Genomic DNA, 25,805 nt, shown 5'->3' with positions numbered 1-25,805 from the left:
AATCTTAATTCTCTATATCAAGTCCACTTAGGATACCGTCCAATTAACGTCTGCCCGTTTGGCCCCTTCCATCTTGAGCAGGAATTCCGACTTAAATCCAATAGCCCCTGCAAATAAAAAATTAGGAAAAGTACTTATCATCGAATTATAGCTTGTCACATTTCCGTTATAGATACGTCTACTAGCAGATAGATTTTCCTCTAAAATATTAATCCTTTGTTGCAATTTGATATACGGATCGCTGACCTTAAGCTCTGGATAATAGTCTGCCTGAACATTAGCAAAAGATTCTCTCACACGATTACTCATGCTGAACATTCGTAGGCTGGAAGAGTTGAACCATCTGATTCATTATAATTAATAGAATTGTCTGGTTATAGTGAGCGTTGTCATCACTTCTGTCATATTACAAAATGGATGTTTTTTACATAATACGAGTCTCATATTACGTAGCCCAATATAAAAACAGGCGAATCATGGTTGAATACACCACAATTCGCCTGTTTTTTTCTGCCTATGGGATTTAATTGTTATCAATAAAAGAAATTAATTGCACGAGATTACCTGCGACTTGGTAAGTTAACCCCAGCATGTAAGTTCCCTTCTCCTCGTTCGATAGGTCTATAGTGAACACATCAGGATTAGCTGCCCATTCATTCATATCAAACATGATTTCTTTAGATGTTCCAGTGTTTCTGATCCCTGCTGAATTAGGGATAACTTTACTGCCATCGAGCCCTTTCACCGGATTGGTCCATTCAACCACAGGTCCCTTTAATCCTCCCACCTCTACCACTTGAGGGTCAGCCAATAAGCTCGTTAGTTTAGTTAACCCTTGTAGTGGGGAGAAATCAGTGATTTCATTTCCAGTAATATCAAGTGTCTCTAGGTTTTTAGCATACTGTAGACCTTCCAAGGATCTAGCTCTTCCGGTCTCGCTCGTTAACGTTGTAAGGTTATACATATCCCCTAGCGTTAGTTCTCCAGTTACGCCTAACGTAGTCTTGATCGAAGCACTTAAATATTTGTCCGCAATGGTAATGACTTGCGTAAGGTCTATTTCGGTCAGACCTTCTGTTGCTTGTTGTAACGCTGCCGAGGCTGCATCTATTTCACTTTGTGTGACAGAAGGATTAGTCAAAGCCGCTTCTGCACTCGAAAGGCTTGCCGTAAATGCCGCAATACTCTCAGCCGTGAAGCCTTCTAGAGAAATTGCTTTTGCCTCTGCAATGGCTTGCTCCAGATCTCCAGTGAATAGGTGATCTCCATTCGCAAAATGTAGTTTGGTTCCTCCCCATGTAGCATGGTCAGATCCGTTGCCATTTCCGCCGTCTGTAACGACTAATTTCAGCTCTTTAGCTCCGTTAATATCCAATTCGATGAACTTCTGCGGATCTCTGGAGCCCATAACCCCACTATCGAATTTCTTCTCTCCATCGACAAACACTTCAAAGCTCACCGAACCGACCGTACCATACATTTGTCGATCTACACCCACATAGGAAGTGAAGTAGTCCGCGTTCTTATCGCTTAGATCGTATACAATCGTCGAGTTAGAGTGTGCTCCAATCCCTCTCTCGTAGGACACTACTTGATTGCTCTTATCTGTTAATCTCAGCGTATTGGCACTAATAGATTTATCCTTCAAAGGTGCCGTATAGCTGTTCTGAGTAGAATTCCAGTCGTAATCCGTCAGATACGTAAAGTCCGTCATGTCTACAACGGCAATGGTTCTAGTCTTCGTGGTCGTATTTCCATCACTATCCGTTACTGTATAAGTAATCGGATACTTTCCAGCTCTGCCCAATTTAACTTGATCTTCACCCGTAACCTTTACTTGAGCCGTCAAGTCACCATCTTCTGAATCCATTGCTGAATAGTCCGCACTTACTGCTATGGCTTGCCCCACTTTGGTGGATACAGATTTAGCTATGGTAAGCTCCGGCGTACTGTTTAGAATCATAAACTTCGCATCAGCGAAATCACCGTGGTCTGAAGCATTTCCGTTGCCGGCATTATCTAATACCAACTTTAATTCACTTACACCCTTCACAGGGATCCGAGCTAATTTAGCTTCCGTGCCAAATTTCATTAGTCCGCTATTATACACTTCTACCCCATCGGCGAAGATTTTGAAGATCACACTAGAATTATTTTGCTCTGGGATATTTCGGTCAACCCCTACATATGTTTCAAAATATTCGAAATTAGCACCCGCCAGATTATACACGATCTCGGAGTTAGCATGCGTTCCTAAACCCTTAGTGAACTCTTTGGTTACGCCATTTACAATTAGTTTAATCGGATTGTTAGAACTTGCCTTATCCTTACGAACAACATTATAATCCGTTCTTGCCGACTGCCAAGCTGTATCACTCAAGTATTTACTAGCGCTATACACAACGATTGTTCTGGTCTGCACAGCTGTATTCCCATCCCGGTCTGTAACTAACAGTTCGACGTTGTAAGTGCCTGTTTTGCTTGAAGTGAAACCATTCGGACTTACCTCAACGGCTCCAATCAAGTTACCATCTTCCTTATCAACGGCTGTAACATCAGTCAAAACATCAAATTCACTGTTCAGCTTAATAAACGTTGTCTCTTCAGGCACTGTGATAGTAGGCTTGCTTGAAGTATTCGTAAACTTCGCATCCGCCCATACCGTATGATCTGAAGCATTGCCGTCTGTAGCATCTGTGGTAACCAGCTTCACTTCGCGCGCACCTGTCACAGGTATTTTCACAAATTCATGCTCTGTCCCTGCTCGGAAAACATCGCTCGCGAATTTCTTCTCTCCATCTACATACACTTCAAAGGTTGCAGAGGATGGCTTTCCTTTCATCGCTTGATCGATCCCGATGTAGCTTTCAAAGAAGTCATAACCTTTACCCTCAATATCATAAACAACTTCAGAGTTCGCATGTACACCGATTCCCTTGGTATAGGTCGCAGCTAACCCTTGTCGAACAAGGGTGATGATTCCACCAGAAACGGCTTTGTCTTTCTTTAATTCACCCCAACCAACAACGACTGACTTGGCATTAAGATCCGAAAGATAAGCATAGTCACTCGTTACCGTAACCAGTGTAGTTTTGGTTTCTGTAACCCCTTCGTTCTTCACTTCATATACCACTTCGTAGTCGCCTTTTTGCGTTACATTAACGGTATTTGCTTTCAGGGTGACATTAGCAGTAATATCGTTTCCTTGATAGTTAGTCGCTTTTACATAGCTCATCGGATCAAAAGCTTGATTAAGCTTTAACGTGATTTGATCTTCAACAGATAACGCTGGCTTGAAGGCTTTAACCTGTACCGGCTTCAGTGGGCTCAGCTTCTTATCATAACCAACGATCTTGTACGTATAATTGATGCTGCTATCTACATTCGTGTCCACGAACTGGTCAGTCCCAGTAAACCCTACTAACTTATCGTCTCTATACACCTCATAACCTAAGAAATCTTTCTTAAGATCCTTATCCATACTGAAGCTTAAGGTGTTCGATTTAGCAGTAGTGTTAGGCGTGATATTAACCTTTATCGCAACATTCTTATCTGCTATTCCTGTTCCCTCATAATGAACCACTGAATTGTTTAAATACCAGAGCTTTTTCGGTGCTGGGTATTTAGCTAACTTCTCTTTCGTTTCAGGATTCACAGTGAAGCCATGTCTGGCAAAATAGCTACTTAAGTCTAACCCCAGCACTTCAGAGGAGAACTCCACCAAATACTGCTGCTTGGAATTGTCGCCGTTCGGAAGGGAGACCTTCCGCTCGCGGTACAGCTTGGTCAGTTCTGTCCAGTAACCCGGATGCGCCAATTCTAACTGCCAATAGGCACCGAGCTGTGCAAATAAGCCCTGCTGATTCATAACCACTTTATTTTCTTCGATTACATATTTATAAATATCACTTTCAAAAGGAATACGAGTATCCATCGAGTCCGCATAGACTGACATCAGCATAGACACCATATTATTGGTTACTTCACCATATTCTCGTTCACCCATCGCCAAGCGATGCCCTATTTCATGATTCAATCCCCAGCCTGGATAGACTTTGTTAAAATCACCTAACATCGTCCCTACGGTCCCAATTTGTATCCCTGTATGATCTCCCGCTGCATACATCGCACCATAAGGCTGCATCAATCGGATGTTCTCACGAATTAGCTTCGCATCATGAATCACACTACTGCCATCCAAGCCATAGAAGTCAAAGATCGTCTTCATCCAAGTATCATAGCCGGTGACGGTACCCAGCGGATCATTTTCTTGCGTAATAAACTTGTTATAAGCTTCTGTCGCAGTTCCTGTGAAAATAACATGATCGCTGACCATTTCCACCACATCGATGAGCTCGCGATCTTGAACATTCGGATGCGCTGCCTTATCTTCATCTAATTTTTGTTTATAGGTGGTTAAGAAGGCTTTAAATTGTTCAGGATCTGTAGTCTTGGTCATCATAGGGATCTTGGTAAGCCCCTCGAACCGGATCATAGGTGCTTTACCTTGTTCCTCTGCTGTATATGGATTGACGATATACACTGTACCGCCTTTAGTCACTTCATGTGCATAATAACTATTCGTAGCAAATTCAGGAACGGTTATAATGTTCTTACCTGGACGCAATTGCACACCTCTAGCCCAAACATTCCAAGCCGCCTCTTGTTGAGAAAAGACTAAAGAAGGTAGTTTATCGCTCGAAGCTGCGTCCACATAAACGTTGATTGTATCTCCAGGCATTGCAACGAGACCTGTAGGCTGGTTGTTCGTACCGAAACCAATTCTCAGATTTTCCTGCGCATGCTTTTTCATATCTCCACGTTGTTCCGCCTCAATGATGGTGCCTTCGGTTTGAACTTCACCATTCACTAGCTTCTTAGCTAAATCCAAAGAATCTTTCAGGATTGGATAGAGCGGATGTACTTTTGCCGCTTCTTCTAATTCGTTGATTGCTTCGACGCTATTATAAGCAGGAACAACCGCACTCATCGTGCCATCTGTGAAAATACCATTTACAGCTTCACTTACTTTATCCTCTGTATAAAATCTAAATTCAGCTGCAAAGGGTCTGTTGATATTGGCTTTTGTGAACTTGAATTTCAATCTTTTAAACTTCGTAGGTTCGAATTTAAACTCCAGAAAATCATTCGTACTAGTCGCGGTTCCGCTAGATACGAGCTGGAAGGTTTCTCCCTTACTTGTTTCTGATGCATAAATTTCAAAAGCCTCTGGGAAGCCTTTACGATTATCTCTAGCCAGAAAAGCCAATCTATCTAGTACTTTCGCTTGCGCTAATTCAAACACGACTTCATTCGTGAAGCTGTCATCATTGTTTTTGTTCGTTTCCCAGTGTGTATTCGGCTGGTCATCGAGCATGTATTCCGGTTTCGTACCTGGATAGCTCCCACCGTTCACCGTTACTTTTGATACATTAGAGTTAGGCATTCTATAAGCTTCGCTATAGGCATTTTCATATGCTGTACCATAGCCTTTTAGCTTCGAAACCTTAGCCGCTGTTGCCTCTATTTGATGATTCTCCAGCAGTACTTTTGCATTCTCTATATCTGCTTGAAACTGCGCGTACAGTGGATGTGTCTGCACTTCTTGTTCTAAAGCCGTTAATTTCCCCACCGTATTAAATGCTGCGCTAACTTGACTCAAGGTATCATCTGTAAATAAATTTTTCATTTTAGCGGATACGGTATCTTCTTTGTAAAAAGAAAACTCAGCCGCACTCGCCCAATCTTGGTTAGCTTTTTTGAAGACAAATTTAAGTCTCTTGAAGGCTGTGGGTGCAAACTGAATCTCTACTACGTCACCTGCTCCGCCTTTATATTCTCCAGAGGATACTAGCGTATAATCGCCTGCATCCGTAGTTGAACCATAAATATCAAATTCCTGAGCAAACCCCTTCCCCTTTGCACTGGATTGTCTTGCAGCATATACGATTCTATTTAATTCAGTGGACTCATTGAAAACAAAGACAACCTCATTCGTAAACGTTGAACTGTTCGGTTTGCCCGTTTCCCAATGCGTACTCATATCGCCATCCATAGCCTTAGCTATAGGTGAACCTGAGTAGTTGCCACCGTTATTGGTAATGGATTTAATATTCGCAGGATTCATTCTAAAAACATCATTATAAGCGCTTAGGATAGCCTTGCCGTACAGATCAAACGGAATAACTGACGCATTGCTGAATAGGTCAGCCTTGCTTTGTACTACAGTGTTCACTACACTTACCTTGCTTACATCACTTGCTAAAACATAACCTGCCTCACTCGAAAAACTAGCTAACATGGCTGCCGATGTAGCGATCGCAATCATTTTTTTCATCTTTTCTACCCCCCAGATGTAATATGAATCTCTTCCGTGCCTAAAAATAGGCACAAAAAAAACTACCCCAAAAGAGTAGCTTGATTGCGTATAAAGTCGCATAAAAACTAAGACTTAATTTTTATTAAACTTTAACAAAAAGCGTAATACACTCTTTGGCAGCTGGCTGACAATAGTTATGATAACCTTAGTCCCTATAGCTTTGCGTCCCTACATTTCCATAGGTTTGCCTATGAAGTTTCGAATACATTACAAAGAGTAACATAACGCTACATCTGATCGCATGATTAATTGGTATGAAATCCGAATAGGTAATTGCAATTACTTTTTCTATCGTGATAGATATTCTTTATCGACTATCCCGGAAGAGAGAGGAACCTTTAGGACTGGAGGTCTACTTAACTCCCCGCACCAAACAAACGCCGGAACCAATTCCACACATCGCCCGTGATGGGAATTAACCCGAAGCCATGCTCGCCAACTGCGATTAGACCATATGCCCATTGGCCAATAGCTACTGCTCCCCCAGCAATCCGTCCTATGGCTACCGCCCCAAATGCCGTATCACCTATGGCGACAGCTCCCAACGCTTTTTCGGCTATCGCGATCGCGCCTACAGCCACTCCTGCAATGGCAATCGCTCCAGCTGCGAAGCCAAGCCAGCTAATTGCTATCGCTCCAAGGGCTAACCACATTCCTAGTGATATTGCACCCACGGATAGAACCCCTACGCTTATCGCACCTATGGAAATCAAGCCTACAGCTACATCTCCAATAGCAATTAATCCAACAGCTGTCTTCACTTGTGGCTTGCTTCCGTGACCATACCCCTGACCTGAGTATCGACCCAAATTGCTGCGAATACTTACCACCGGAAATGATGGAGACGGCCATTGATAATCAATTTCTCGTCCACCTAACCCTCTAGAATCCGCCCAGTGTGTGATGTACTTATGCCATTTCATATCCATCCCGTCCCCCTTCTCAATTACCTTAATTATACAACCCCGGGGGTTGGCTGTACTCAGACTCTGACCTGAAATTCATCTCATCCTCTAGACGGAGTTATACTCATTAGGATCACTGTTTGGGAATCGGATCAGGCTTTCCAAATAAATATCCCTGAAACAACTGATAACCACTCTGCTTAAGCCATTCAAAGTCCTCTCTAAACTCCACACCTTCTGCTAAAGGAACGGATTGGATTTCTAAAGCTTTTTCTAAAAATTGTTTAGCTATTTCCTGTTTGTTCAGATCGCTGGACACACCCTGAACATATTTCATATCCAGCTTCATGTAATGGGGTTTAAGCTCCAATAACATCTCGATCGTGCTGAAGCCCTCGCCAACATCATCTAAAGCGTATTCAAATCCCCGATCCTTGTAATATGTCAAAATAGCTTTCAAATGAGCGAGATCATCCACTTTCTCCGTCTCAACAACTTCAAAGACAAAAAGAGAGGGATCGACGCCTAATTGATTGGCCAGTTCAACGGTTGATCTTAAGCAGAACTCTGGCGCGTAGATCGACGTTGGGATAAAATTAATAAACGTTTTTTTATTTAAGGGTGCAGCATATTTTACAGCAGTCATTCTACATAACCGGTCTAAAGCATATAAACGCCCACGATTCCGTGCCGCCGCAAAAACCTCATTAGGATAGATAAGGGACCCATCTTCTTTTTTAAATCTGGATAGGAGCTCGTATGCAAAAATCTCTTCCCGTACGTTCACAATCGGTTGGAAGTGACAAGTAACTAAGCCCTTAGTTATAACCTCATCAATCCACTCCATATCAAGCACAGTGGGTAATTCGGATAGAGGTCTCCATGTTTGGTCATCTATACGGAATTCAAACTGCTCCGACTCCATATGGTCATTACAGAAATCTAGAAAATCCCGCACCCCAGCCTCCTTAATCGTAATCACATTTTCTTCTACCTTATGTATCGTATTACTTCTACTCAAGTGATGAATAACCTCCGGTAAAATCCTTAGATTAAGCTCACCATGAGCCTTGATTTCAAAATTCAGCTCTCTTACTACACAATGATTACATGCCACATTCATAACCCCTTTAATAATCAATTCTCTGAAAAAGATCCCGGAACTGCTCTTCTCAATCGAAATCCGTATACTCTAGTAAATACGTCGGGTCTAACACGGTGATCTGCTGATGTTGAATATCAATAATCTTTTGCTCTTGCAGATCTTTAAGCACAAGGGTAGCCGTCTCCCTGAGCGTTCCGATCATATCCGCGAACTGCTGATGGGTCAGTCGAAGATCAATCCTCTGTTTGCCTTGCTCCTCTACTCCGAATCTTTGGTGTAGTCTTCTTAGTGTAAATATCGCACGCGCTCTCGCATCATGAAATTTCATTTCATGTAATAACCGATTCGATAAAAATAAACGGTCCATTTGCAGCAGCATCAATTGTTCCTTAATCAATGGATAATCGGCAAGCATCTGCTCAAAAGGCTCACGTTTAATCTCAAATAATACTGTATCGTTCATAGCCACCGCGGATAACACTCTTACATTAGAGGGATGAATCACTTCCAGATCACCAAAGAAATCCCCTTTTCCAAAAAGATCTACGGTATGCTCTTTCCCCTTCGTAGTAGCGTACACCCTAATAATTCCCGAATAGATAACATAGGCGTGATCTCCCGGATCTGATTCTGCAAACACCAGAGTACCTTTGGAATAGGCCCTATAAGTGAACAGTCTTGAGACCGCCTCGATCTCCTTCGAGGGTAAACCCTGAAAGAAGCGAATGCCAGTCCAAAAAGAAGCTTCCATCTCATTATTCCTTTCTAAAACACACCATAGTTTTGTATGCCAACATACAGATAATAAATCATCATCCTGTTATATTCTATCGTAACGATGCCAAAACCAATAACAAAGGAGAACCTTCCATGAGATATAATTTTGACGGAAAAGGACTTACAGAAACGCCAGAGATCGTGTTTGAGAGCAATCCTCTACTAGAACTGAGCATGTACAACAACCATATTAAAGAGATTCCCGATCAACTCTTCCTTCATGATGAATTAGAGGTACTAAATTATGCAGGTAATGACATCGAGCGGTTATCCGAGAATATCGGTCGTTTAGTTCACTTAAGAATGTTGGATTTAGGCCATAATCGACTAAAGGTGTTGCCGGAAAGCATAGGAGGACTACGGGGGTTGGATTCTTTTCTATACCTAAGTAATAATCAGTTCGAACAGCTGCCGGAGCATCTTTGTAATCTCCAGAAACTCAAGTATCTGAACGTAACAGATAATCATCTCAAGCAATTACCTACCCGTATAGGCGAAATGAGCAGTCTAATTGAATTGCGGCTGTATTATAATCAGCTAGAACGTCTACCTGATTCGATCACACAAATTAAAGGGTTAAGAGAGATTCATCTTTACGGTAATCAACTGGTCGTATTGCCAGAGCATTTGGGTGCTTTAGAAGAACTGCGGATACTCGATATGAGTGATAATCGAATCACTGAACTGCCCTCATCCATCGGTAAACTAAGCAAGTTAAGAAGACTTAACCTTCGAAAAAATAAACTGAATAAGCTGCCTGAGGAGATAGGTCAATTGAGCAGCCTTGTTGAGCTTGATTTAAGAGATAATAACCTGCAAGAAATCCCGAATTCCCTTTTACAGCTTGAACGATTAGAGAAACTGGATCTAAGATGGAATCACAACTTAAAAAAAATAGACATTTTAGAGGAATTAGAGCAAAGAGGATGTATCGTTTATAAATAACAAAAAAGCCCCCTGTTAAAGAAGCTTTTCATTCAAATCTATGCTATGCGTGACGCGGTTTCTCCCCTGTTCTTTAGAGGCATAGAGCGCTTGATCAGCTTTTTGCAGAAGGGTGGTTTCTGAATCAGCTGGAATAAATGTAGCTATACCAATACTCACCGTAATCCGGCCCATTTCCCAAGTTGAATACGCGATAGATTGCCGTAAATTCTCAGCTATAGTCTTTGACTCCGAGATGTCTGTATTAGGTAAAAGAAGTATGAATTCCTCACCGCCATATCTAACCGCCATATCCTCTTTATGAGATTGCAGTTTCAAGATACTCGCAATTTTCTCCAGCACATAGTCACCTGTCTGATGCCCATAGGTGTCGTTCACTTTTTTAAAATGATCAATATCTATAATACACAGCGAAAATGCTGCTTGAACTTGGCCATACCCTGCAATCTGCTCTTCCAGCTTCTCTTGAAGAAACCTTCTATTCTTCAGCCCAGTCAGCTTATCTGTATTAGATAATTCTACTAAAACGGCATTCATCTCCAGCAATTCAGCTTGCTTTTGCTCGATTTCCAGGTGAATTTGTTTGAGCTTTGCCAGCGCCTGATCTTTTTCCCAATAAGCCTCTTCTATTTGCTTCTTCGCAGATCGTAACTCTAGCTCATAATCAATACGTTTGCCCATCTGCACTAAAATACAATCAATGACCTCTACACCTTCACACTCAAGGCGTCTGCCATTTAACAAGTAAGGGACGGCTTGTCCCTTGCTGTCCTTCAAATTGATAAATAGCTCTTCTACATGTCCATTTAGATTAATAAAAGGATAGAAGTATGAATGAAAAATAAGCTTGTTTGCCGTAGACATGATAGATTCAAAATGCTTATGCACCAAATCAACCTGCTTATACCCCATACGGTCCAAGAACGTCTGATTTACATCCTTGATTATTCCTTCATGGGTAATAGAAACATAGCCACAAGGCGCATATCTTAATCGGTCATCCATGATCTAAATATCCTTTCAACACAGCATAATCTCATCTAGCTTACGTAAGATATTCATTAATTAAAGTGATGGTCTCCTCAGGATGGCTTATATGCGGGTAATGCCCTTTAGCCTCCATTAACCGGAAGGTGCTATTATTCAAGTGTTTATGTAGATATTCTCCAGCCGCTATAGGTACGATACTGTCATCCGAGCATTGTAGAATAAGTGTAGGGATTGTAGCCTTAGGTAGATCTCCTCTATGATCTGAAAAGAACGTAACTTCTGCAAATTCCCTTGCAATAACAGGATCTGCCGAGATAAAGCTGCGCTCCAGCTCTTTCGTTAACATTGGGTCAGGGTTGTTCATAGCAAGAGGTGCCATAAAGCTAGCCCAGCCAGCAAAATTCATCTCCATCATCTCCAGAAGCTCGGTAATATCGCTCTTCTCGAAGCCTCCGAAATAAGTATCCCCCTCATTTAAATAACATGAAGAAGGACCAATCATAATCATTTTATCAAAATAATCCGGCCGCTCAATCGAAGCAAGCATCCCGATCATAGAACTAATCGAATGACCTATAAAAATAATATCTTTGAGTTCCAACGTTTCGATGATATCCAATACATCCTGTACATAGCCGTGGAGCGTATGATATTTATCTGTTGTATATGCACTTAAATCTGAGTTACCTGAACCTACATAATCAAATAGAACGATTCGATATTTCTTCTCAAAAGAAGGCGTGATAAACTGCCACATGCTCTGGTCACACCCAAATCCATGTGCAAAAAGGATGGTTCTTTCTCCTTCTCCAATCACTTTTACATGATTCCGCGCCTTAACATCGTTCATTTCATATAACTCCCTCTATAGTTAGCATTCTCTCTATTTTGAAGGGTTCACCTGGAAATATCAAGAGCATAAAAAACTCCGCTAGAGTAATCTCTAGCGGAGTTTTTATGATATCTAATTTTAGAATGCTGAAGTCCATCCCGCATCGGCAGCGAGGACTGCTCCGTTTACAAAGCTGGAATCATCTGAAGCCAGGAATAACGCAACTTGTGCGATTTCTTCAGGTGAACCTACACGAGGAATTACAGCCTGTGTTAGTTGAGTGCGGCTCATGCCGAACTCATTAATATTTTTCATAGAAGCACTAATGTTAGTGGCAGTAGCTCCTGGTGCGATGGCATTACAACGAATGCCTTTGTTGGCATACATAAAAGCTGTATTTTTCGTCAAGCCTACTACCGCATGTTTGGAGGCAGTATAAGTTGCTCCAGCATGAGCACCACTTACGCCACCGGTAGAAGCGGTATTCACAATAACGCCCTTTCCTTTTTCGAGGAAAATAGGTAGCGCTTTACGTGTGGACCGCATTACACTTTTGGTATTGATGTCAAAGATAAGATCCCATCTCTCATCATTAATATCACCAACTGGCTCAAAGCCGTCCATAATACCCGCATTATTCACTAGTATATCTAGCGTTCCATATTCATTTACTGCGGTATCAATCATGTTATTGATATCTTCGACTAGAGCAACATTTACTTTCAACGCCTTAGCTACTCCACCATTACTAACGATTCCTGCTGCGACTTGTTCCGCACCTTCGAGGTTAAGATCGGCTACTATTACTTTAGCACCTTCTTTAGCGTACAACTCTGCGATAGATTTCCCCATACCCGAGGCTGCTCCGGTAACAACTGCAACTCTGTCTTGAAGTTTCATGTTGGAAGTCTCCTTTACGTTTATCTATAATGTAAGTATTAATACAAGCAAAAACGCCTTCGGCGTCCTTAATGGGACGGTAAGCGTATATGCGAGAAATATAAGGATAAAGTATAGCGTGAAACTTATACTTCCTTATATTTTATAAAATCTCTAAATCACTTAAAATTTATTCTACTCAAGTTTAATCTTCTGCAATTTAACTATCAATATACAGATGAGACATCAAATGTTCATAAATATATATAACTTGGAATTGTGTTGAAATAGGAATAGAAAATAGACAGTTAGGTGGTCTTCTGTTGCTTAAAAATCGAAGAACGAGTAAATCGAAGAAAGAACTAAAAAATGCATTGATATTACTCATGGAAAAAAAGAATTTCCGCACCATTACGATAACCGATATTGTGACCCTAGCCGATTTAAACCGTGGAACCTTCTATAAGCATTATCAAACCAAAGAAGAACTTCTGAATGAGCTGATTGATGATGTGCTGGAGGATTTAATTAAGGCTTATAAAGATCCCTATCTCCATACCGATAAATTCATAGTGAGTGAGCTTACTACCTCTAGCATCAAAATTTTTGAGCATGTCGTTTCCTACTCTAATTTTTATACTATCATTGTAAATTCCAATGTTCTGCCTGGGTTTCAAAATAAGATTTGTGACATCTTAAAGGAGCTAACCAAGCAGGACTTAGTCGCGGTTAATAATACTAATAACAATATAAATATCGAATTATTTTCTAGCTATACGGCCTATGCTCTATTTGGATTAATCATGGAATGGGTAAAGGGAGGGTTCAAATATACTGCGAACCATATGGCAGAGCAGCTGATTCAAATTCTGTCTTTTAATTCACACAATGTAGTTATCAACACTTCTAATAAACCGATTGAGTTGGGTTCCACCCCAGTGAATAGAAACTAGATTACTTCTAACAACCTCCAGAACGGTCAGTCTCATTTATGCTGAAGATAGATACAGCGTTGAACCTCATAGAGGAAAAATTTACGCCAAAAGCACGGTGGGCGAATCCACCACCTTTTACGTTCATCTTTCGTAACTAAAAGTAAAAAAAGACTCAATCCCTGTTATCACTAGGATTTGAGTCTTTTTAATATGCTGATTTCATTTACTATACTTCGCCCCAATAGACCTCGGTCTCATATTCAAAAAACACTTTATCATCCTGTTTATTTCGTTCAAATAGGTTCCTCAGCTCCGTCATCATATTCTCGTAACGTGGATCTCCGGGGGCCGGAATGTAGGAAGATGATCTCGCCCGTCCGCTTAATCCCTCGAAATCAAACACCTGCTGATTGCTAAAGTGCGCTACTTGCATCTGCCCTGCCTTAAAAAAGGAGCTGAGGATTTCAGGGGTAATATTCTTATGATTAACTTGAGTGTAGTCGGTGCCGAAGGTTTGCACGAGCTGCTCATATTCCTCCAGAAATGGGGTACCGTAAGTACGCCGAGAATTCCATATCAGAACTGCCTTTCCACCCGGTTTAAGAATCCGCTTGAATTCCAATTGCGCTGCATCCCTATCAAACCAATGAAACGCCTGGGCACACACGATAAAGTCTACAGACTGGTCTGGCAATTCTGTCTTCTCGGCAGAGCCAGGCAATGCGCGGAAATGGTTATCCTTTGCGAACTTCTCCTCCGCAGCTGTACGCATTTCCGGATTTGGTTCAACGGCAGTCACGCGACACCCGCGCTCCAGAAGCAGTGCTGAGAATATTCCTGTTCCTGCGCCAATATCCGCAATATCACAATTCGATTTTAGCCCAATCGTATTGTATAAATAATCAATGGCTTCTTTAGGATAACTCGGGCGATATTTCACATACGAATCTACCCGATTTGAGAACCGTTCTTTGTTATTCATCCAAATACTCTCCCTTAGCTTTTAGGTTCGTACTCACTTAATTTGCCTTGATAGATCAGCTTCAGCCGATCGCTTTGCCGAAAATCATCCGGCGTTACGAGCGCAGGCAGCTTGTTCCATAGCTTAATGCCGGACCTCTCCAGAATTTCCGCTACAAATTGTGAGCAGAAATAAGAGTTGCTGAATTCAACAGGTTCCTTCAGAGCGATACCAATCACGCCGAGAATATTATAGAGATACTTTTGCCGGCTTCGGATAAAGACTTTGAGTACCCGCTCCATTTTCTCCACTTCACGGGCTGTAACTTGAAGTTCATATAGAACACACGTCGTATTTGGATATTTGCTGAATGTGCCTGTCTTAATATCTTCCTTCACGAATCCTCCGTTTAGAGGGTTGCTCGGGTGCTTTCTGCCAAAGCTATATAACTCGGAAAGCTCCCGATTAAAGGAGATCGAGGCATGATTATAAGGAGCTCTCGTGTAGCCTTGAATAAGCTTCGTAAAGAGCGTTCCGGTATTCGTAAGCAAGATAAAGACCGATGGATCATCTGCCATTTACAATTTTCCCCTTATCAAGATTGAACGTTTCCTTCATAATAACATATGAACCCATTAATGGAATCTACTCTACGACAAGTTGGTGATTAGCTATCGACCGCTCTCTATTAACAGTAATCCTGATTTTTGCGGCCTTATCGGCCATTCACTTGATGTATGTAGTTATAGGCAAATTACAGCCCAGTAAAGACTATACAGGGATCGGCTTCCGCATCAAAACCTGGTGGGGAATGCTTTTTATCTTTTGTTTGGCTACTCTCTTTAATCCAGTCGTCTCACTATTGGCACTCATGGTGCTGACCTTCTTCGCACTCAAAGAATATTTCTCCATGATAAAGTCACGAAAATCCGACCGCAGACTATTTCTGTGGGCGTACTTATCCATTCCTCTACAGTTCTACTGGATTTATATCGAATGGTACGGGATGTTTATTGTGTTTATTCCAGTCTATGTATTCTTACTCCTACCGCTACCTAGGCTCATTAATAAAGGGACAGTTGGCTTCCTGCGTAGTGTTAGTTCAACCCAGTGGGGATTAATGCTGATGGTCTTCGGACTTAGTCACTTAGCTTATTTTCAATTTGCTACACCGGAGTATGGAGCGGGGCTTGTATTATTCCTAGTAGTGCTAACACAGCTGAATGATGTGGTCCACTATCTCGCATCCCTTTATATGGGAAAGCGCAAAGTGGTCCCAACCGCCAACCCGTATTTGACCTGGGAAGGTTTTGCCTGTGCGTTTGTCGTAACAACCGGGGTCTCCTATTTGATCTATCCCTACCTGACGCCGCTCAACCCGATCTTCGGTTTCCTGTCAGGCATGCTAATCAGTTTGAGCGGCTTCTTGGGTAGCTTAACGGTTTCCGTGCTGAAGCGAGATTTGCTCATCGGTGATGGCGATAAATTCGTAGCTTTAAAAGAAAGCTATTTAAGCCGTGTGGATAGCTTGACCTACACCTCGCCGGTCTTTTTCCATGTCATCCGTTATTTCTTCGATTTCATGTAAATTAGTTTTCTACAACGATTTTGGTCGCTTGGCCGATAGGTTCTCCACTGCCTTGCTCCTTAGAATTAATCGTATCTTAACGTGAGGTTCAGGAAAAATGTTGCAATAGATAGCCGTTCAGGCGTTCCATAAATGATCTTGGAGCGTCTTTGTCATGTCCTCTTGATGGCTGGCAAACTGCTTAAATCTATGTCCGTTCGCCCCAGATGGATGAGGAAATCCCCATAAACAGCGCCGATGATCGAGCTTACCCTCAGAAACCAAAAGCTGGAGCATTCCCTCCACAGTTTTTCCTAGAGGAATAATTAAAGCTTGGCTCAGGATGCCCAGCTCCAGCTCTAATGACAATAAAGCACATTCTCTAAGGAACGGATCTGAAAGTAGCTTAGGGTGTGCTCCGCTATAATTTTTCTTCCCTACGAACACGGGAAAACGTAATAAAGAGGTGGTATGCAGGTTCGTTTGCTGCTCCTGAAACAATTCGTCACAAGAGGTAAGGTTCAAATATTGCTGAAGTTGAAGCGTATCCAGCATATGAATTAAGGTATCCCGCATGGAGCCTGCGAATCTCGCCGCTTCTTTTGCTTTTCTGCATACCTCATCATCTGAAAGTCCGGCTTCCAAGCCTATGACTGCTTCTTGTATGGCTATTCTCATTTGTGTAAAACCGGGTGTTAGTCCGATAATGATCACCTTTGCAGTAGGATTCAGGTACTCATTGTGCGGTGCATAGTACATTTCAAGCTTGCCGCTACGCTTCATTAGAAGCTTATCTACCTGCAGATCCTCTTTCGTTAGCGCGGTCCCCTTCGGAAGTGAAAGCATCGCTGCTTTATATTGTTGCAAATGGTTAGAGATGAGCATGTCATCCACCTCTCATGTCCCTATAATGATCCACTCACGAGACGCCCTTCGTACCATACGGCTTGACGATCCGCTCTTCGTGCTACAGCTTCGGCCGAGCAGCTGGCATGCAGTAGCACAAAGCTTGCCGTGTCTCCTACTTTTGGCCATACCTGTTCACCTTTTAGATTAAGAGGCGTTATCCCTCCTGTTATGAATCTAAGGGATTGCGATAATGACCGTTCATCACTACACCCATATAACTCTGCGTACCGTCCCGCCTTCTCCAATTGATCTCCATTTCCAAAAGGAGACCAGTGGTCCGTAAGGCTGTCTGTTGCCAGTTTCACTTGTACACCTTGGCTGTGCAGCATCGGTAGTGGCATCATCATTCTTCCAATAGGTACTGTGGATGCAATCCCCATACCAAGTGATGCCATCCGTGCAGCCATTTCTTCTGCTTCCTGCTGCGATGCACCTGCGAACCAGAATGCGTGACTAACGGTCACCTTGCCCTGTAAGCCAGCTTCTTCTGTGAGATCAGCCAAACGCGACAGCGTCTGCTTTCCTGCTTCTTTTCCATCATGTAAGTGAAGATCAATGCCAGCATTATTCATTACCGCTAGCTCGACCATGGTCTGGAGTGACTTCTCGATATCTCCATCCACTGAGTATGGATCGACACCACCTACATAGGTTGCCCCCTCTGCTAGGGATTGCTTTACTAAAGCAACAGAATTAGAGCGAAGCAGACCATGCTGCGGAAAGGCTACAATTTCAGATGAAATTTTGCCGGAGAAGGTATCCAATGCTTGCAGGGTTGCCTCTAAACGCTTCAGACCGCTGACAGGCTCAATATTACAATGACTACGCACATGTGTGGCACCGAAACGCTGTATAAGCGTCAAGATGCTCTCCGCTTGTTGTCTCGCCATAGGCAGCAGCTTAGGCAATAATACCTTCTCTTCCTCAATGCGTTCAAAGACACCGGCAGCAGGCTTTACCGCTTTCCATGGTCCAGCGAAATATGTTTTATCTAAATGGATATGTGCCTCCTCAAAGGAAGGAAGCATCAATAACCCCTTGCAGTCATATTTAGGTAGATGACTCCGAAGCTCTACGTCCGCTCCAACCACTTCTGAAATGTTATCCCCGTCAATTCGGATATGACAAACCTTCGTATCTGTACCAACCACTTGTCCATCCTCAATAACATAACCCTGCTCTAATCTTATATTGGTTAACCAGTAAGAAGCATTCAACATGCTACCCCATCCTTTTCTCAACGATTTAATATAGGTGCGAACCACTTTATCCTAAATGGTACCATAGCCCTTCCTATATAAAAAATGTTTGAAAGGTTTTTAGCATAAGACTATATCGTAAATATCCCAACTTCTAACTTTAAAAATACAGATAACTCGCTGAGTTCTCTAAGTTTGGTCGTCATCTCATCGATAGTCGCAAGTTGCTCCTCCGTGGAAGCCGCTACTTCCTGTGAGGACGATGCCGACTGATCAATGAGTTGCGAAGATTGCACTAGAGCCTTCAATGATTGATGTGACATTGTAGACAACTCACCAAATATGCCTTGAATTCGCAGCGTGCTTTGGGTTGTTAGATCAACCTTCTGAACGATTTCCTCCAGAGATTGTTGCCCTTGTAATACTAAATCATTCTGTTGATTGACCACTTGTTGACTCGATTCCATCGTTTTGACCGCTGCATTCGTATCCGCTTGAATTGCGCCAACAAGCTCGGCAATCTGCTCGGCTGCTCTTTCGGAACCTTCAGCAAGCTTACGGATCTCTCCTGCAACTACTGCAAAACCTTTCCCTTGCTCTCCAGCGCGGGCCGCTTCAATGGCTGCATTTAGCGCGAGTAGATTCGTCTGACTAGCCAATTCGGAAATCACGTTAATGATCTCACCGATTTGGCTGGATCGGCTGTTCAGCTGTGCAATGGTTTCTGTTGAACGCTCAATGGAACTAACCATAGTTTCCAAGTGATCTACAGATGCCCGGTTTGCACGCTGGCCAGTTTGCACCGCTTTTATTAAATGATTGGAATCGTGAACTGTCTTTACCGTTTCCTGCATAATTTCCTCAGAGATTTCCCCTGTCCGTTCCATCATCGTGAGTACTTGCCGCACATGTTCTGCTTGCTCCGTCGACCTCACAGCCATTTCCGTAATAATCGTGGTAATCTGCTTGGATGTCTCATTTGTCTGCTCTGCTGAAACTTGAAGTATTTCTGCATTTTCATTCAGATGATTGGCCTGTGAAGTAACATTCCCGACGATGGCCCGAATGTTATCCAGAAACTGATTCATGGAATACGCCAACATCCCAATCTCATCATTACGCTTCATGTCCAGCTTCTTAGTCAGATCGCCTCCGTGTTCAACAAGTTCCATTACATGCTCATTGATTCTTCGCAGCGGTCGTACAATAAGTCGGGTTAAGATAATGAAGAGTAAGACAATAAAAATAATCAAAGCGATAACAAAACCGCCAATAATTAAATATTGGTTGTTCATCATTGGCTCCAAGATCTGTTTTACAGGCATCACCAGCACTAGCTTGTAATCTGTATCGCCGATCCTTGTAAAAGCATAAACATTCTTCGAGTCCTCCGTACCACTAGTTCCCGTAGATTGTGCTATGAACTGACCAACCTTTTGCAACTGTATGTCCGGTTCATCAAATATAGCTTTACCTATATCGTGCTTAGGGTTCTGGCTTGCTACATATCGACCAGCTTTATCTATGACAAAATAATAACCTGTATCCTCCTCACTCATTTCAGCCAAGCTCTTCTGAAAATCATTCGACAATCGACTATTCAGTTTAGTAGAAGTAAGCTCCACCTTATAGTTAAGCTTTTGTTCAACTTCATGACTGAGAATTTCATTAAACTTAGAAAATGTGTACATACATAGACCTGCGAAAATTAACACCATGTATACTACAGAAACGGTCATAACGATGGTTCGAACGGTTTTCTTTTTCAATGTCTGAATTCCCTTCCAATCTAGTGACATCATGTCATCCATAGCTACAGATTAATCTGACCGTGATGTTTGACGCTGGACCTAGCTTCTCCAATGCGACTAGCTTCCTTGTTCAGTAGCTCATCCAATCGCTGGCTCTTAAGCCCCCTTCTAGGAATCTCCTTTAAGACCTCTTCCAGTCCGGTGATCATGTTCAGCGGTGCTTCTCGATCTGCCCCCGGTGTATCACCATTGTCGTGCAGAACGATGATAGAACCGGGTTTTATCTTTTCCAATAAGTCATGCTTTATTTGGGCTGCGCTAACAGACGCCTTCCAGTCTCCCACCATTACAGACCACAACACTACCCGATAAGAACGTCTAAGAAAGACAAGATCGCCTAAATTAAGGAGCCCCCATGGTGGTCGATACAAGATAGGCCGCTCTCCTGTAATCCGCTCGACAATATCAGCTGTTCGATCTACTTGCTTCCGTCTATTCGTCCATGGAGAGTAAATCCAGTTAGGCGTATGTGTATAATTATGAATGCCGATCTGATGACCTTCACGGTGCATTCGCTGGATTAAATCCGGGAATTGCTCAGCCCTTTTGCCTAATACGAAAAAAGTTGCTTTAACGTCATGTTCATGCAGCAAGTCCAATAATTCAGGGGTATAGCATGGATCTGGTCCGTCATCGAAAGTAAAGGCAACTTCCTTCGCGGCATTTCCTCTGGATACAACTCCCCATCCCAATATTCGAGTAATCACAAACGGAACAATCATATAAAGAATAATCGCATCTATAGCTAAAATAAGGAGCGTCCACATTAGGAAACCGCCTCTTTCCTTCGAGGAGCAAACCGCGCTTTCAAAGACTGCTTACTAAGCACGAGCATCTTAGGAGACAACTTCTCCATGCCGTCCTCAACGCGATGTTTCCCCTCCGGATGCAGCATCCGAAGTAAGAACCGAAGATAGATTCCGAACCATCGCTGCTGCCATTTGGACTTGATAGGATGCTGCTCAAACCCTATTCCATGAATGATCCCCCGGTGAAGTAGCGTAATCCCCGTTAGCGCCTGCACTTTGCTTAGTTCTGGATTGCTATCTAGTTCACGACTAATCTCCTTCATGGCCTCGCGAAGCATACGTGCAGTTCGAATTCCGGCCCGATCAGCGCCCAGGGTACGCGTAAGCTGCACTACCTGACGATTATCCAGATGAAGCTCCCCCACCCAATCTCCGGGAAGAATCTGATGTCCATCTTGGCAGACTATACTTTCACCGTGATACTTTAACACGACCAATTTACATATCCCGTATCTCCACACGGACTGGCTGCGGAATTTGGTGACAACAGCAAATAGGCTCTCCCACATCATCCAAAGGGATTGAGAGAATAATTTTATAAATGAAACTGAGGCTACCATTAATCTTCCTTCTTTCGTGTAAAAGTTTATCTTCTAGCAAAATCTTTCACTAAACGCCGCGTATACCTGCCGATCATCTTTACTAAACTGTTGCCAAGATAAGCACCTATCCAAAGAGATACCGCGCCTAACAGCATGAGCAGAAGTGAGGTGTTGAGTGTTTTATTTTCAATCCCGAATAACGATATTGAAGAGATATCGATGAAATACAAGATAGGTGACAACAAGAGAATAATAGGGGACAAATAAAAAAGAGTTGCACATATGAGACTGAGCATTCCAATTCCAAATTGCAGCATCAACCCTATAATTGCTCTCCAGTTATGCTCATCGGACAACTCCGCCTTAACCTTTTCCCATATGTTTCCTTGTTCTTGAGATCGAGTTGGAAGCGTCCGAACGGAGATATCCGTATAGACTTTCGTTCGAATTCGCTCATGTTGTAAAAAGGTTTCGGTAGAACGCAAAACATAATAAAGGATCGGAATCCCTACTATGGTGAAGGACATCGCGACCCCAAAAGTGATGCCTACCAAATAAAAGCAAAAGTAAAATAGCCCTGTGGCAAAAGTAATTAATAAGAAACAGAAATTCCTCACATGCTTCCGGATCATTTGACTCATATTCTCCTCTTCCTCTCTGCACTAAAAATTTGTTCATCTACGCAGCTCTTATGCTAATGCTCCTGATGTAAAATCGACCAGTGCCATAATGTCATATGACAGTTATTTCATACAAAAAAGCACCTTTCGCCTACTCCCACAAGGGAAAATAGACAACAAGATGCTCGCTCTACAATTTCAGATCATTCGGTTTTAGTTATTCCAAAGTGCCAAAGGCTTTCTCAACAGCCTCTTCGCGATTCCGTACACCCAGCTTAGCATAGATGGTAGAAGCGTAATTTCTCACCGTTCCATCAGACAAATACAATTTAGCTGCAATGGATTTATAACGCATGCCCTTTGACAGGCATTCTAGAATTTCCAGCTCGCGCGGGGTCAGCCCATACTCATTACTCTGCTCAGTCTGCGCTTCAGAAGTTGGATGCATCTCATAATGATCAATTAATACATTCGTTATAGCTGGTGTTATCATCTTCACACCCCGATGTACGAGACGTATCCCTTCGAATAGCTCCTGCGGTTCAGTAGACTTTAACAAGTAGCCATCTGCCCCGTTTTGCAGTGCTTCGACTGCCAAATCCGTTTCTTGAAAAGTAGTCAGGATCAGCACTCGTACCCCTGGCCACTTTTGCTTAATAAGCTTCGTTGCTTCCGCACCGTCCATGTCTGGCATATTTAAGTCCATTAGCACCACGTGAGGTTGATCCTGTTCGCAGAAGCTTACTGCTTGCTCACCATTCTCTGCTAAACCTATGATCTCAAAATCGGGTTCCTGCTCTAAAATAATTCGCAGACTATCCCGGATATAAGGCTGATCATCTACCAGTAGTAAGCGAACCGTTTCCTCCTGTATCTCTTCAAGCCTCGGCAAACTACAGGTCACTAAGGTCCCTTCTCCTGGCTTCGAATAAACATACACTTGCCCTTGCAAGTTAGAAGCTCGTTCCTTCATCGCGTTCAGACCAAATCCTGCTGTTAAATCCTCTGCACCTAATCCATTATCCTGCACATCCAGCCGGATCAACTTCTCTTCGTAATGTAGACTAATGACAATTTCACTGGCTTGACCATGACGTACAGCGTTGGTTATTGACTCTTGGAGACATCTGTATAATGTCATTTGAACCTGCTTGGATACTGTATAGGCCTCTCCGAACGTTCTTAGGCGAACCTTGACCTTCGAGAAGGTCTGAAAATCATCCACTAATTTCTGCAGGGACTGCATAAGCGTCAACGAATCCTGCGAAGAGCCCACATGGTGCAAATATCGACGAACGTCATCTAGGCCATTGCGAGTTAGTTTTAACAAGGCATCTATCTTTTGCGCCCCGTCCGAAGTGTTCACCTCCGTACGTAAAGTCTCTAACCCCATAAGAATGGATGTATAAGAATGCCCCACCGTATCATGCAGATCTTTGGACAACCGATCTCGTTCTTCTAGAAGTGTCATACGCTCGACTTGTGAGATATACTGCTCCAAGACCGCATTCTGATCCTTAATGATTCCGCTCTGCTTGTGATTGACCATTAGTAAATGAAAGGCGAAGCCAAGTGTATACAGCAAACCAATGTTCAAGATCATCGATACAGCATCCACTTGCTGCGACAACCTAGACAACAGAATTGGAATCAAAATAACCGTAATCGGTGCTGACCAACGATAGGACTTCTGTGCACTATTGCTGGCAATCATAAAAGCAGTAGGTAAAAAAGTTACATAGGATTCCGGAAATAGTGCAGCCAAATATAAGCATAGACCACCCGAAAGAAGGATCTCTGCAATCAGATAATATTTATAATGCAGCTGCAAACAGAACCAAGGTACTGAAAAAGCGATCAGACCCCAAACAAACGCGATCCAAAAAGGAATCGTAAAATCGTCCGAAAGATAACACATGGTGATCAATAAAGAAGTAGAAAAACAAATCCGAAACAGGAGGACGAGCCAATCGTACCAGAACCACTGTTTGACCAGATTAAACAAGACATTTCCCCCTATAAATTCTGCTGACTAGACCCTTATTATAGTGTAACCCCCTGAGGCCTTACTAGTTACAAAAGGTCATGAGATGGGATGACATTTATGCTAGGGGTGTAATTACAGAATAGAAAAAAAGATACCATCCCTTTAGGGGCAGCATCCCTTGATCAATCCTAATCGATTTCTGGAATTAAAACTTAATTCGTGAAAATCCATTGTCTGTCATTACATACCCCACGCCATTGCCTACATAGTTGAAATTAAAATCATCCTTCAGCTTAAAAGTATAATCTACTGCGAGCGTTTTAGGATTTAAAACATATGTGGCGGAACCTGGGAAGCCAAGCTCAATATTACCATCCTGTAATCGGTCCAACGATATAAAAAATTCTGTCACATCTTTAAGAGCTACCGACTTAACCAATCCTTTGACATTATATAGAGACAGCTTGCCATTGGCATAAACCCCATAAACATCACCAAGTGAGGATACGACAGCATCACCTGCGATATCTCTCCCCCACAGTAGATTACCTTTAGAGCTAAATCCGAACAATCGATTTCCTGTTTTTGGTATATTGGCACGGACTAATACTGTTCCATCAGAAAGTACGTGATTGTAAGATACTTCAGTGTACGAATCGGCTGGCATTTGATATGTAAACACTGAATTTAAGGAAGAATCGAGTGCCTGGATGCGTGAGCCTTTCCCACCACCGTAATTCGTTTGAATTAAGACACGATTTCCTTGCGCCAATACCGTTCCTTTATAAGAAATATTTTTTACTTTGGTACCACTTTTATTAATTAAAGTTAGTGACCCGGTATAATTCCCATTGTTATCAAAGTTACCTTGGGATGCAAAGACTAAACTCCCGTTATCAAGTCTATATAAGTATCCCTCTGTCTGAGACAAATTCACTTTCCATTTCCGTTTTCCGTCTGGTCCCACCGCATAGATCTGAGTTGCGTCAGGTGAAAGATTATCTGTAAAGGTTATGTATACCGTTCCATCCGGCGCCACTAAATAATCTTTCGATTCACGAAACATCGCTGTGCCAGGGTCTGCAAAATTAACTGACCACTTTAGCTTCCCTGTCTGTGTATCATAAGATTTCAGCGTATCAACCAACCATACCTTAGTTTGGGTAGCATGCTCTTCCTTAGTGTGGAGATACACTGTATTTAATGATGGAAGTTCCACGGGACCCCCTTCTATGCTTTCTAATGCTCCCACAGCATTCAGCTGACTCCATTGGGGGCTAGGTAATTTCGTTACTGTTCCAGCGGCCTCTACAACATTAAAAGATAGCATACTGGCGGTAATCAGCAAGAGCGCAAGAAGACCTGTAAATATTCCTTTTTTCAAAAAATATCAACCTTTCTTTCCATAAATAGTATGTATCATGTTACTTTACTACCTTTTTTAAGGGACAACAAGATTATATTAATCATCTTTTTAAATGAAAGCCCTCATTGTATGATAGTACATATTATTTAGCCAGATATTACAGATAAAGGAGTTGGGATATAAGATGAGTGAGGAGAACAGCCTACAGCACGTAATCGATTCATTAAACGAATGGGTGATTAAATTACCGCAGGAATTCAAGACTATCTAGAACATATGGAGCACCA

General features: G+C 42.4%; 21 protein-coding genes and 1 riboswitch. Of the genes, 3 read left to right on the top strand and 18 right to left on the bottom strand.

Annotated elements, in window-relative coordinates; genetic code table 11:
• Positions 1-27: 27 nt before the first annotated feature.
• From MKX60_RS04750 to MKX60_RS04730, 5 genes are all read right to left on the bottom strand, one after another.
• A complete protein-coding gene (locus tag MKX60_RS04750) occupies positions 28-309 on the bottom strand; it encodes a LemA family protein (RefSeq protein ID WP_341059175.1) in 282 nt (93 codons plus the stop codon).
• A 214-nt stretch (positions 310-523) separates the two neighbouring features.
• Positions 524-6,337 carry an NPCBM/NEW2 domain-containing protein gene (locus MKX60_RS04745; protein WP_341059173.1) on the bottom strand — a complete coding sequence of 1,938 codons (5,814 nt, stop codon included), beginning with the start codon at positions 6,335-6,337 and terminating at the stop codon, positions 524-526.
• Between the two features lie 154 nt (positions 6,338-6,491).
• A riboswitch (cyclic di-GMP riboswitch) is annotated at positions 6,492-6,578 on the bottom strand.
• 157 nt (positions 6,579-6,735) lie between these two features.
• Positions 6,736-7,308, bottom strand: coding sequence for a hypothetical protein (locus tag MKX60_RS04740; RefSeq protein WP_231573362.1), 573 nt, complete (start codon positions 7,306-7,308; stop codon positions 6,736-6,738).
• Positions 7,309-7,417: 109 nt separating this feature from the next.
• Positions 7,418-8,305 carry an EAL domain-containing protein gene (locus MKX60_RS04735; protein ID WP_341059172.1) on the bottom strand — a complete coding sequence of 296 codons (888 nt, stop codon included), beginning with the start codon at positions 8,303-8,305 and terminating at the stop codon, positions 7,418-7,420.
• A gap of 151 nt (positions 8,306-8,456) precedes the next feature.
• Positions 8,457-9,140: a Crp/Fnr family transcriptional regulator gene (locus MKX60_RS04730; RefSeq protein ID WP_341059171.1), complete on the bottom strand. Its 684-nt coding sequence runs from the start codon at positions 9,138-9,140 to the stop codon at positions 8,457-8,459.
• A gap of 119 nt (positions 9,141-9,259) precedes the next feature.
• On the opposite strand from MKX60_RS04730, the gene MKX60_RS04725 reads away from it, so the two are divergent.
• Positions 9,260-10,111, top strand: coding sequence for a leucine-rich repeat domain-containing protein (locus tag MKX60_RS04725; RefSeq protein ID WP_341059170.1), 852 nt, complete (start codon positions 9,260-9,262; stop codon positions 10,109-10,111).
• 15 nt (positions 10,112-10,126) lie between these two features.
• On the opposite strand, the gene MKX60_RS04720 is transcribed toward MKX60_RS04725, so the two are convergent.
• The 3 genes from MKX60_RS04720 to MKX60_RS04710 form a co-directional block, all read right to left on the bottom strand.
• Positions 10,127-11,116, bottom strand: coding sequence for a sensor domain-containing diguanylate cyclase (locus MKX60_RS04720; RefSeq protein WP_341059168.1), 990 nt, complete (start codon positions 11,114-11,116; stop codon positions 10,127-10,129).
• A 40-nt stretch (positions 11,117-11,156) separates the two neighbouring features.
• Positions 11,157-11,951 carry an alpha/beta fold hydrolase gene (locus MKX60_RS04715; RefSeq protein ID WP_076284970.1) on the bottom strand — a complete coding sequence of 265 codons (795 nt, stop codon included), beginning with the start codon at positions 11,949-11,951 and terminating at the stop codon, positions 11,157-11,159.
• Positions 11,952-12,071: 120 nt separating this feature from the next.
• Positions 12,072-12,833, bottom strand: a complete 762-nt coding sequence (locus MKX60_RS04710) for an SDR family oxidoreductase (protein ID WP_042131593.1) — start codon at positions 12,831-12,833, stop codon at positions 12,072-12,074.
• Between the two features lie 302 nt (positions 12,834-13,135).
• On the opposite strand from MKX60_RS04710, the gene MKX60_RS04705 reads away from it, so the two are divergent.
• Entirely contained in the window at positions 13,136-13,765 is a 630-nt protein-coding gene (locus MKX60_RS04705; protein WP_256716185.1) for a TetR/AcrR family transcriptional regulator, read from the top strand.
• 208 nt (positions 13,766-13,973) lie between these two features.
• Here MKX60_RS04705 and MKX60_RS04700 read toward each other — a convergent pair whose 3' ends face one another.
• Entirely contained in the window at positions 13,974-14,729 is a 756-nt protein-coding gene (locus MKX60_RS04700) for a class I SAM-dependent methyltransferase (protein ID WP_076298036.1), read from the bottom strand.
• A 14-nt stretch (positions 14,730-14,743) separates the two neighbouring features.
• On the bottom strand, positions 14,744-15,286 hold the full coding sequence (locus MKX60_RS04695) for a hypothetical protein (RefSeq protein ID WP_042192886.1): 543 nt from the start codon (positions 15,284-15,286) through the stop codon (positions 14,744-14,746).
• Positions 15,287-15,381: 95 nt separating this feature from the next.
• On the opposite strand from MKX60_RS04695, the gene MKX60_RS04690 reads away from it, so the two are divergent.
• Positions 15,382-16,296, top strand: a complete 915-nt coding sequence (locus MKX60_RS04690; protein WP_042192888.1) for a phosphatidate cytidylyltransferase — start codon at positions 15,382-15,384, stop codon at positions 16,294-16,296.
• Positions 16,297-16,413: 117 nt separating this feature from the next.
• On the opposite strand, the gene MKX60_RS04685 is transcribed toward MKX60_RS04690, so the two are convergent.
• The 8 genes from MKX60_RS04685 to MKX60_RS04650 all read right to left on the bottom strand — a co-directional run bounded on the left by MKX60_RS04685 (position 16,414) and on the right by MKX60_RS04650 (position 25,536).
• Positions 16,414-17,160, bottom strand: a complete 747-nt coding sequence (locus tag MKX60_RS04685) for a uracil-DNA glycosylase family protein (protein WP_341059166.1) — start codon at positions 17,158-17,160, stop codon at positions 16,414-16,416.
• Positions 17,161-17,180: 20 nt separating this feature from the next.
• Entirely contained in the window at positions 17,181-18,404 is a 1,224-nt protein-coding gene (locus MKX60_RS04680; RefSeq protein ID WP_341059164.1) for an amidohydrolase, read from the bottom strand.
• A 110-nt stretch (positions 18,405-18,514) separates the two neighbouring features.
• A complete protein-coding gene (locus MKX60_RS04675) occupies positions 18,515-20,152 on the bottom strand; it encodes a methyl-accepting chemotaxis protein (RefSeq protein WP_341059163.1) in 1,638 nt (545 codons plus the stop codon).
• A gap of 44 nt (positions 20,153-20,196) precedes the next feature.
• The gene (locus MKX60_RS04670; RefSeq protein ID WP_341059162.1) at positions 20,197-20,961 is read right to left on the bottom strand and encodes a polysaccharide deacetylase family protein; all 765 of its coding nucleotides are present in this window, start codon (positions 20,959-20,961) and stop codon (positions 20,197-20,199) included.
• Complete coding sequence (locus tag MKX60_RS04665; RefSeq protein WP_341059161.1) at positions 20,961-21,563, bottom strand: YkoP family protein; 603 nt, start codon at positions 21,561-21,563, stop codon at positions 20,961-20,963. Before MKX60_RS04665 ends, MKX60_RS04670 begins: the two co-directional genes overlap by 1 nt.
• A gap of 26 nt (positions 21,564-21,589) precedes the next feature.
• The gene (locus tag MKX60_RS04660; protein ID WP_341059160.1) at positions 21,590-22,186 is read right to left on the bottom strand and encodes a sensor domain-containing protein; all 597 of its coding nucleotides are present in this window, start codon (positions 22,184-22,186) and stop codon (positions 21,590-21,592) included.
• 196 nt (positions 22,187-22,382) lie between these two features.
• Positions 22,383-24,170, bottom strand: a complete 1,788-nt coding sequence (locus tag MKX60_RS04655) for a hybrid sensor histidine kinase/response regulator transcription factor (protein WP_341059159.1) — start codon at positions 24,168-24,170, stop codon at positions 22,383-22,385.
• A 187-nt stretch (positions 24,171-24,357) separates the two neighbouring features.
• Positions 24,358-25,536 (bottom strand): hypothetical protein, encoded by a 1,179-nt coding sequence (locus MKX60_RS04650; RefSeq protein WP_076284980.1) that lies wholly within the window; start codon positions 25,534-25,536, stop codon positions 24,358-24,360.
• Positions 25,537-25,805: the final 269 nt, after the last annotated feature.

Origin of the sequence: Paenibacillus sp. FSL R5-0914 (assembly GCF_038004525.1) — a bacterium.
Classification (GTDB): domain Bacteria; phylum Bacillota; class Bacilli; order Paenibacillales; family Paenibacillaceae; genus Paenibacillus_AQ.
This window is presented reverse-complemented; position numbering and strand designations above follow the sequence as displayed.

What these genes read in the sequence shown, in the direction of transcription:
- MKX60_RS04695 (WP_042192886.1), bottom strand. Translation starts at nt 15,286, where the DNA reads ATGGCAGATGATCCATCGGTCTTTATCTTGCTTACGAATACCGGAACG.
- MKX60_RS04670 (WP_341059162.1), bottom strand. Translation starts at nt 20,961, where the DNA reads ATGTGGACGCTCCTTATTTTAGCTATAGATGCGATTATTCTTTATATG.
- MKX60_RS04745 (WP_341059173.1), bottom strand. Translation starts at nt 6,337, where the DNA reads ATGAAAAAAATGATTGCGATCGCTACATCGGCAGCCATGTTAGCTAGT.
- MKX60_RS04730 (WP_341059171.1), bottom strand. Translation starts at nt 9,140, where the DNA reads ATGGAAGCTTCTTTTTGGACTGGCATTCGCTTCTTTCAGGGTTTACCC.
- MKX60_RS04660 (WP_341059160.1), bottom strand. Translation starts at nt 22,186, where the DNA reads ATGAGTCAAATGATCCGGAAGCATGTGAGGAATTTCTGTTTCTTATTA.
- MKX60_RS04720 (WP_341059168.1), bottom strand. Translation starts at nt 11,116, where the DNA reads ATGGATGACCGATTAAGATATGCGCCTTGTGGCTATGTTTCTATTACC.
- MKX60_RS04665 (WP_341059161.1), bottom strand. Translation starts at nt 21,563, where the DNA reads ATGGTAGCCTCAGTTTCATTTATAAAATTATTCTCTCAATCCCTTTGG.
- MKX60_RS04750 (WP_341059175.1), bottom strand. Translation starts at nt 309, where the DNA reads ATGAGTAATCGTGTGAGAGAATCTTTTGCTAATGTTCAGGCAGACTAT.
- MKX60_RS04725 (WP_341059170.1), top strand. Translation starts at nt 9,260, where the DNA reads ATGAGATATAATTTTGACGGAAAAGGACTTACAGAAACGCCAGAGATC.
- MKX60_RS04715 (WP_076284970.1), bottom strand. Translation starts at nt 11,951, where the DNA reads ATGAACGATGTTAAGGCGCGGAATCATGTAAAAGTGATTGGAGAAGGA.
- MKX60_RS04685 (WP_341059166.1), bottom strand. Translation starts at nt 17,160, where the DNA reads ATGCTCATCTCTAACCATTTGCAACAATATAAAGCAGCGATGCTTTCA.
- MKX60_RS04680 (WP_341059164.1), bottom strand. Translation starts at nt 18,404, where the DNA reads ATGTTGAATGCTTCTTACTGGTTAACCAATATAAGATTAGAGCAGGGT.
- MKX60_RS04740 (WP_231573362.1), bottom strand. Translation starts at nt 7,308, where the DNA reads ATGGATATGAAATGGCATAAGTACATCACACACTGGGCGGATTCTAGA.
- MKX60_RS04710 (WP_042131593.1), bottom strand. Translation starts at nt 12,833, where the DNA reads ATGAAACTTCAAGACAGAGTTGCAGTTGTTACCGGAGCAGCCTCGGGT.
- MKX60_RS04700 (WP_076298036.1), bottom strand. Translation starts at nt 14,729, where the DNA reads ATGAATAACAAAGAACGGTTCTCAAATCGGGTAGATTCGTATGTGAAA.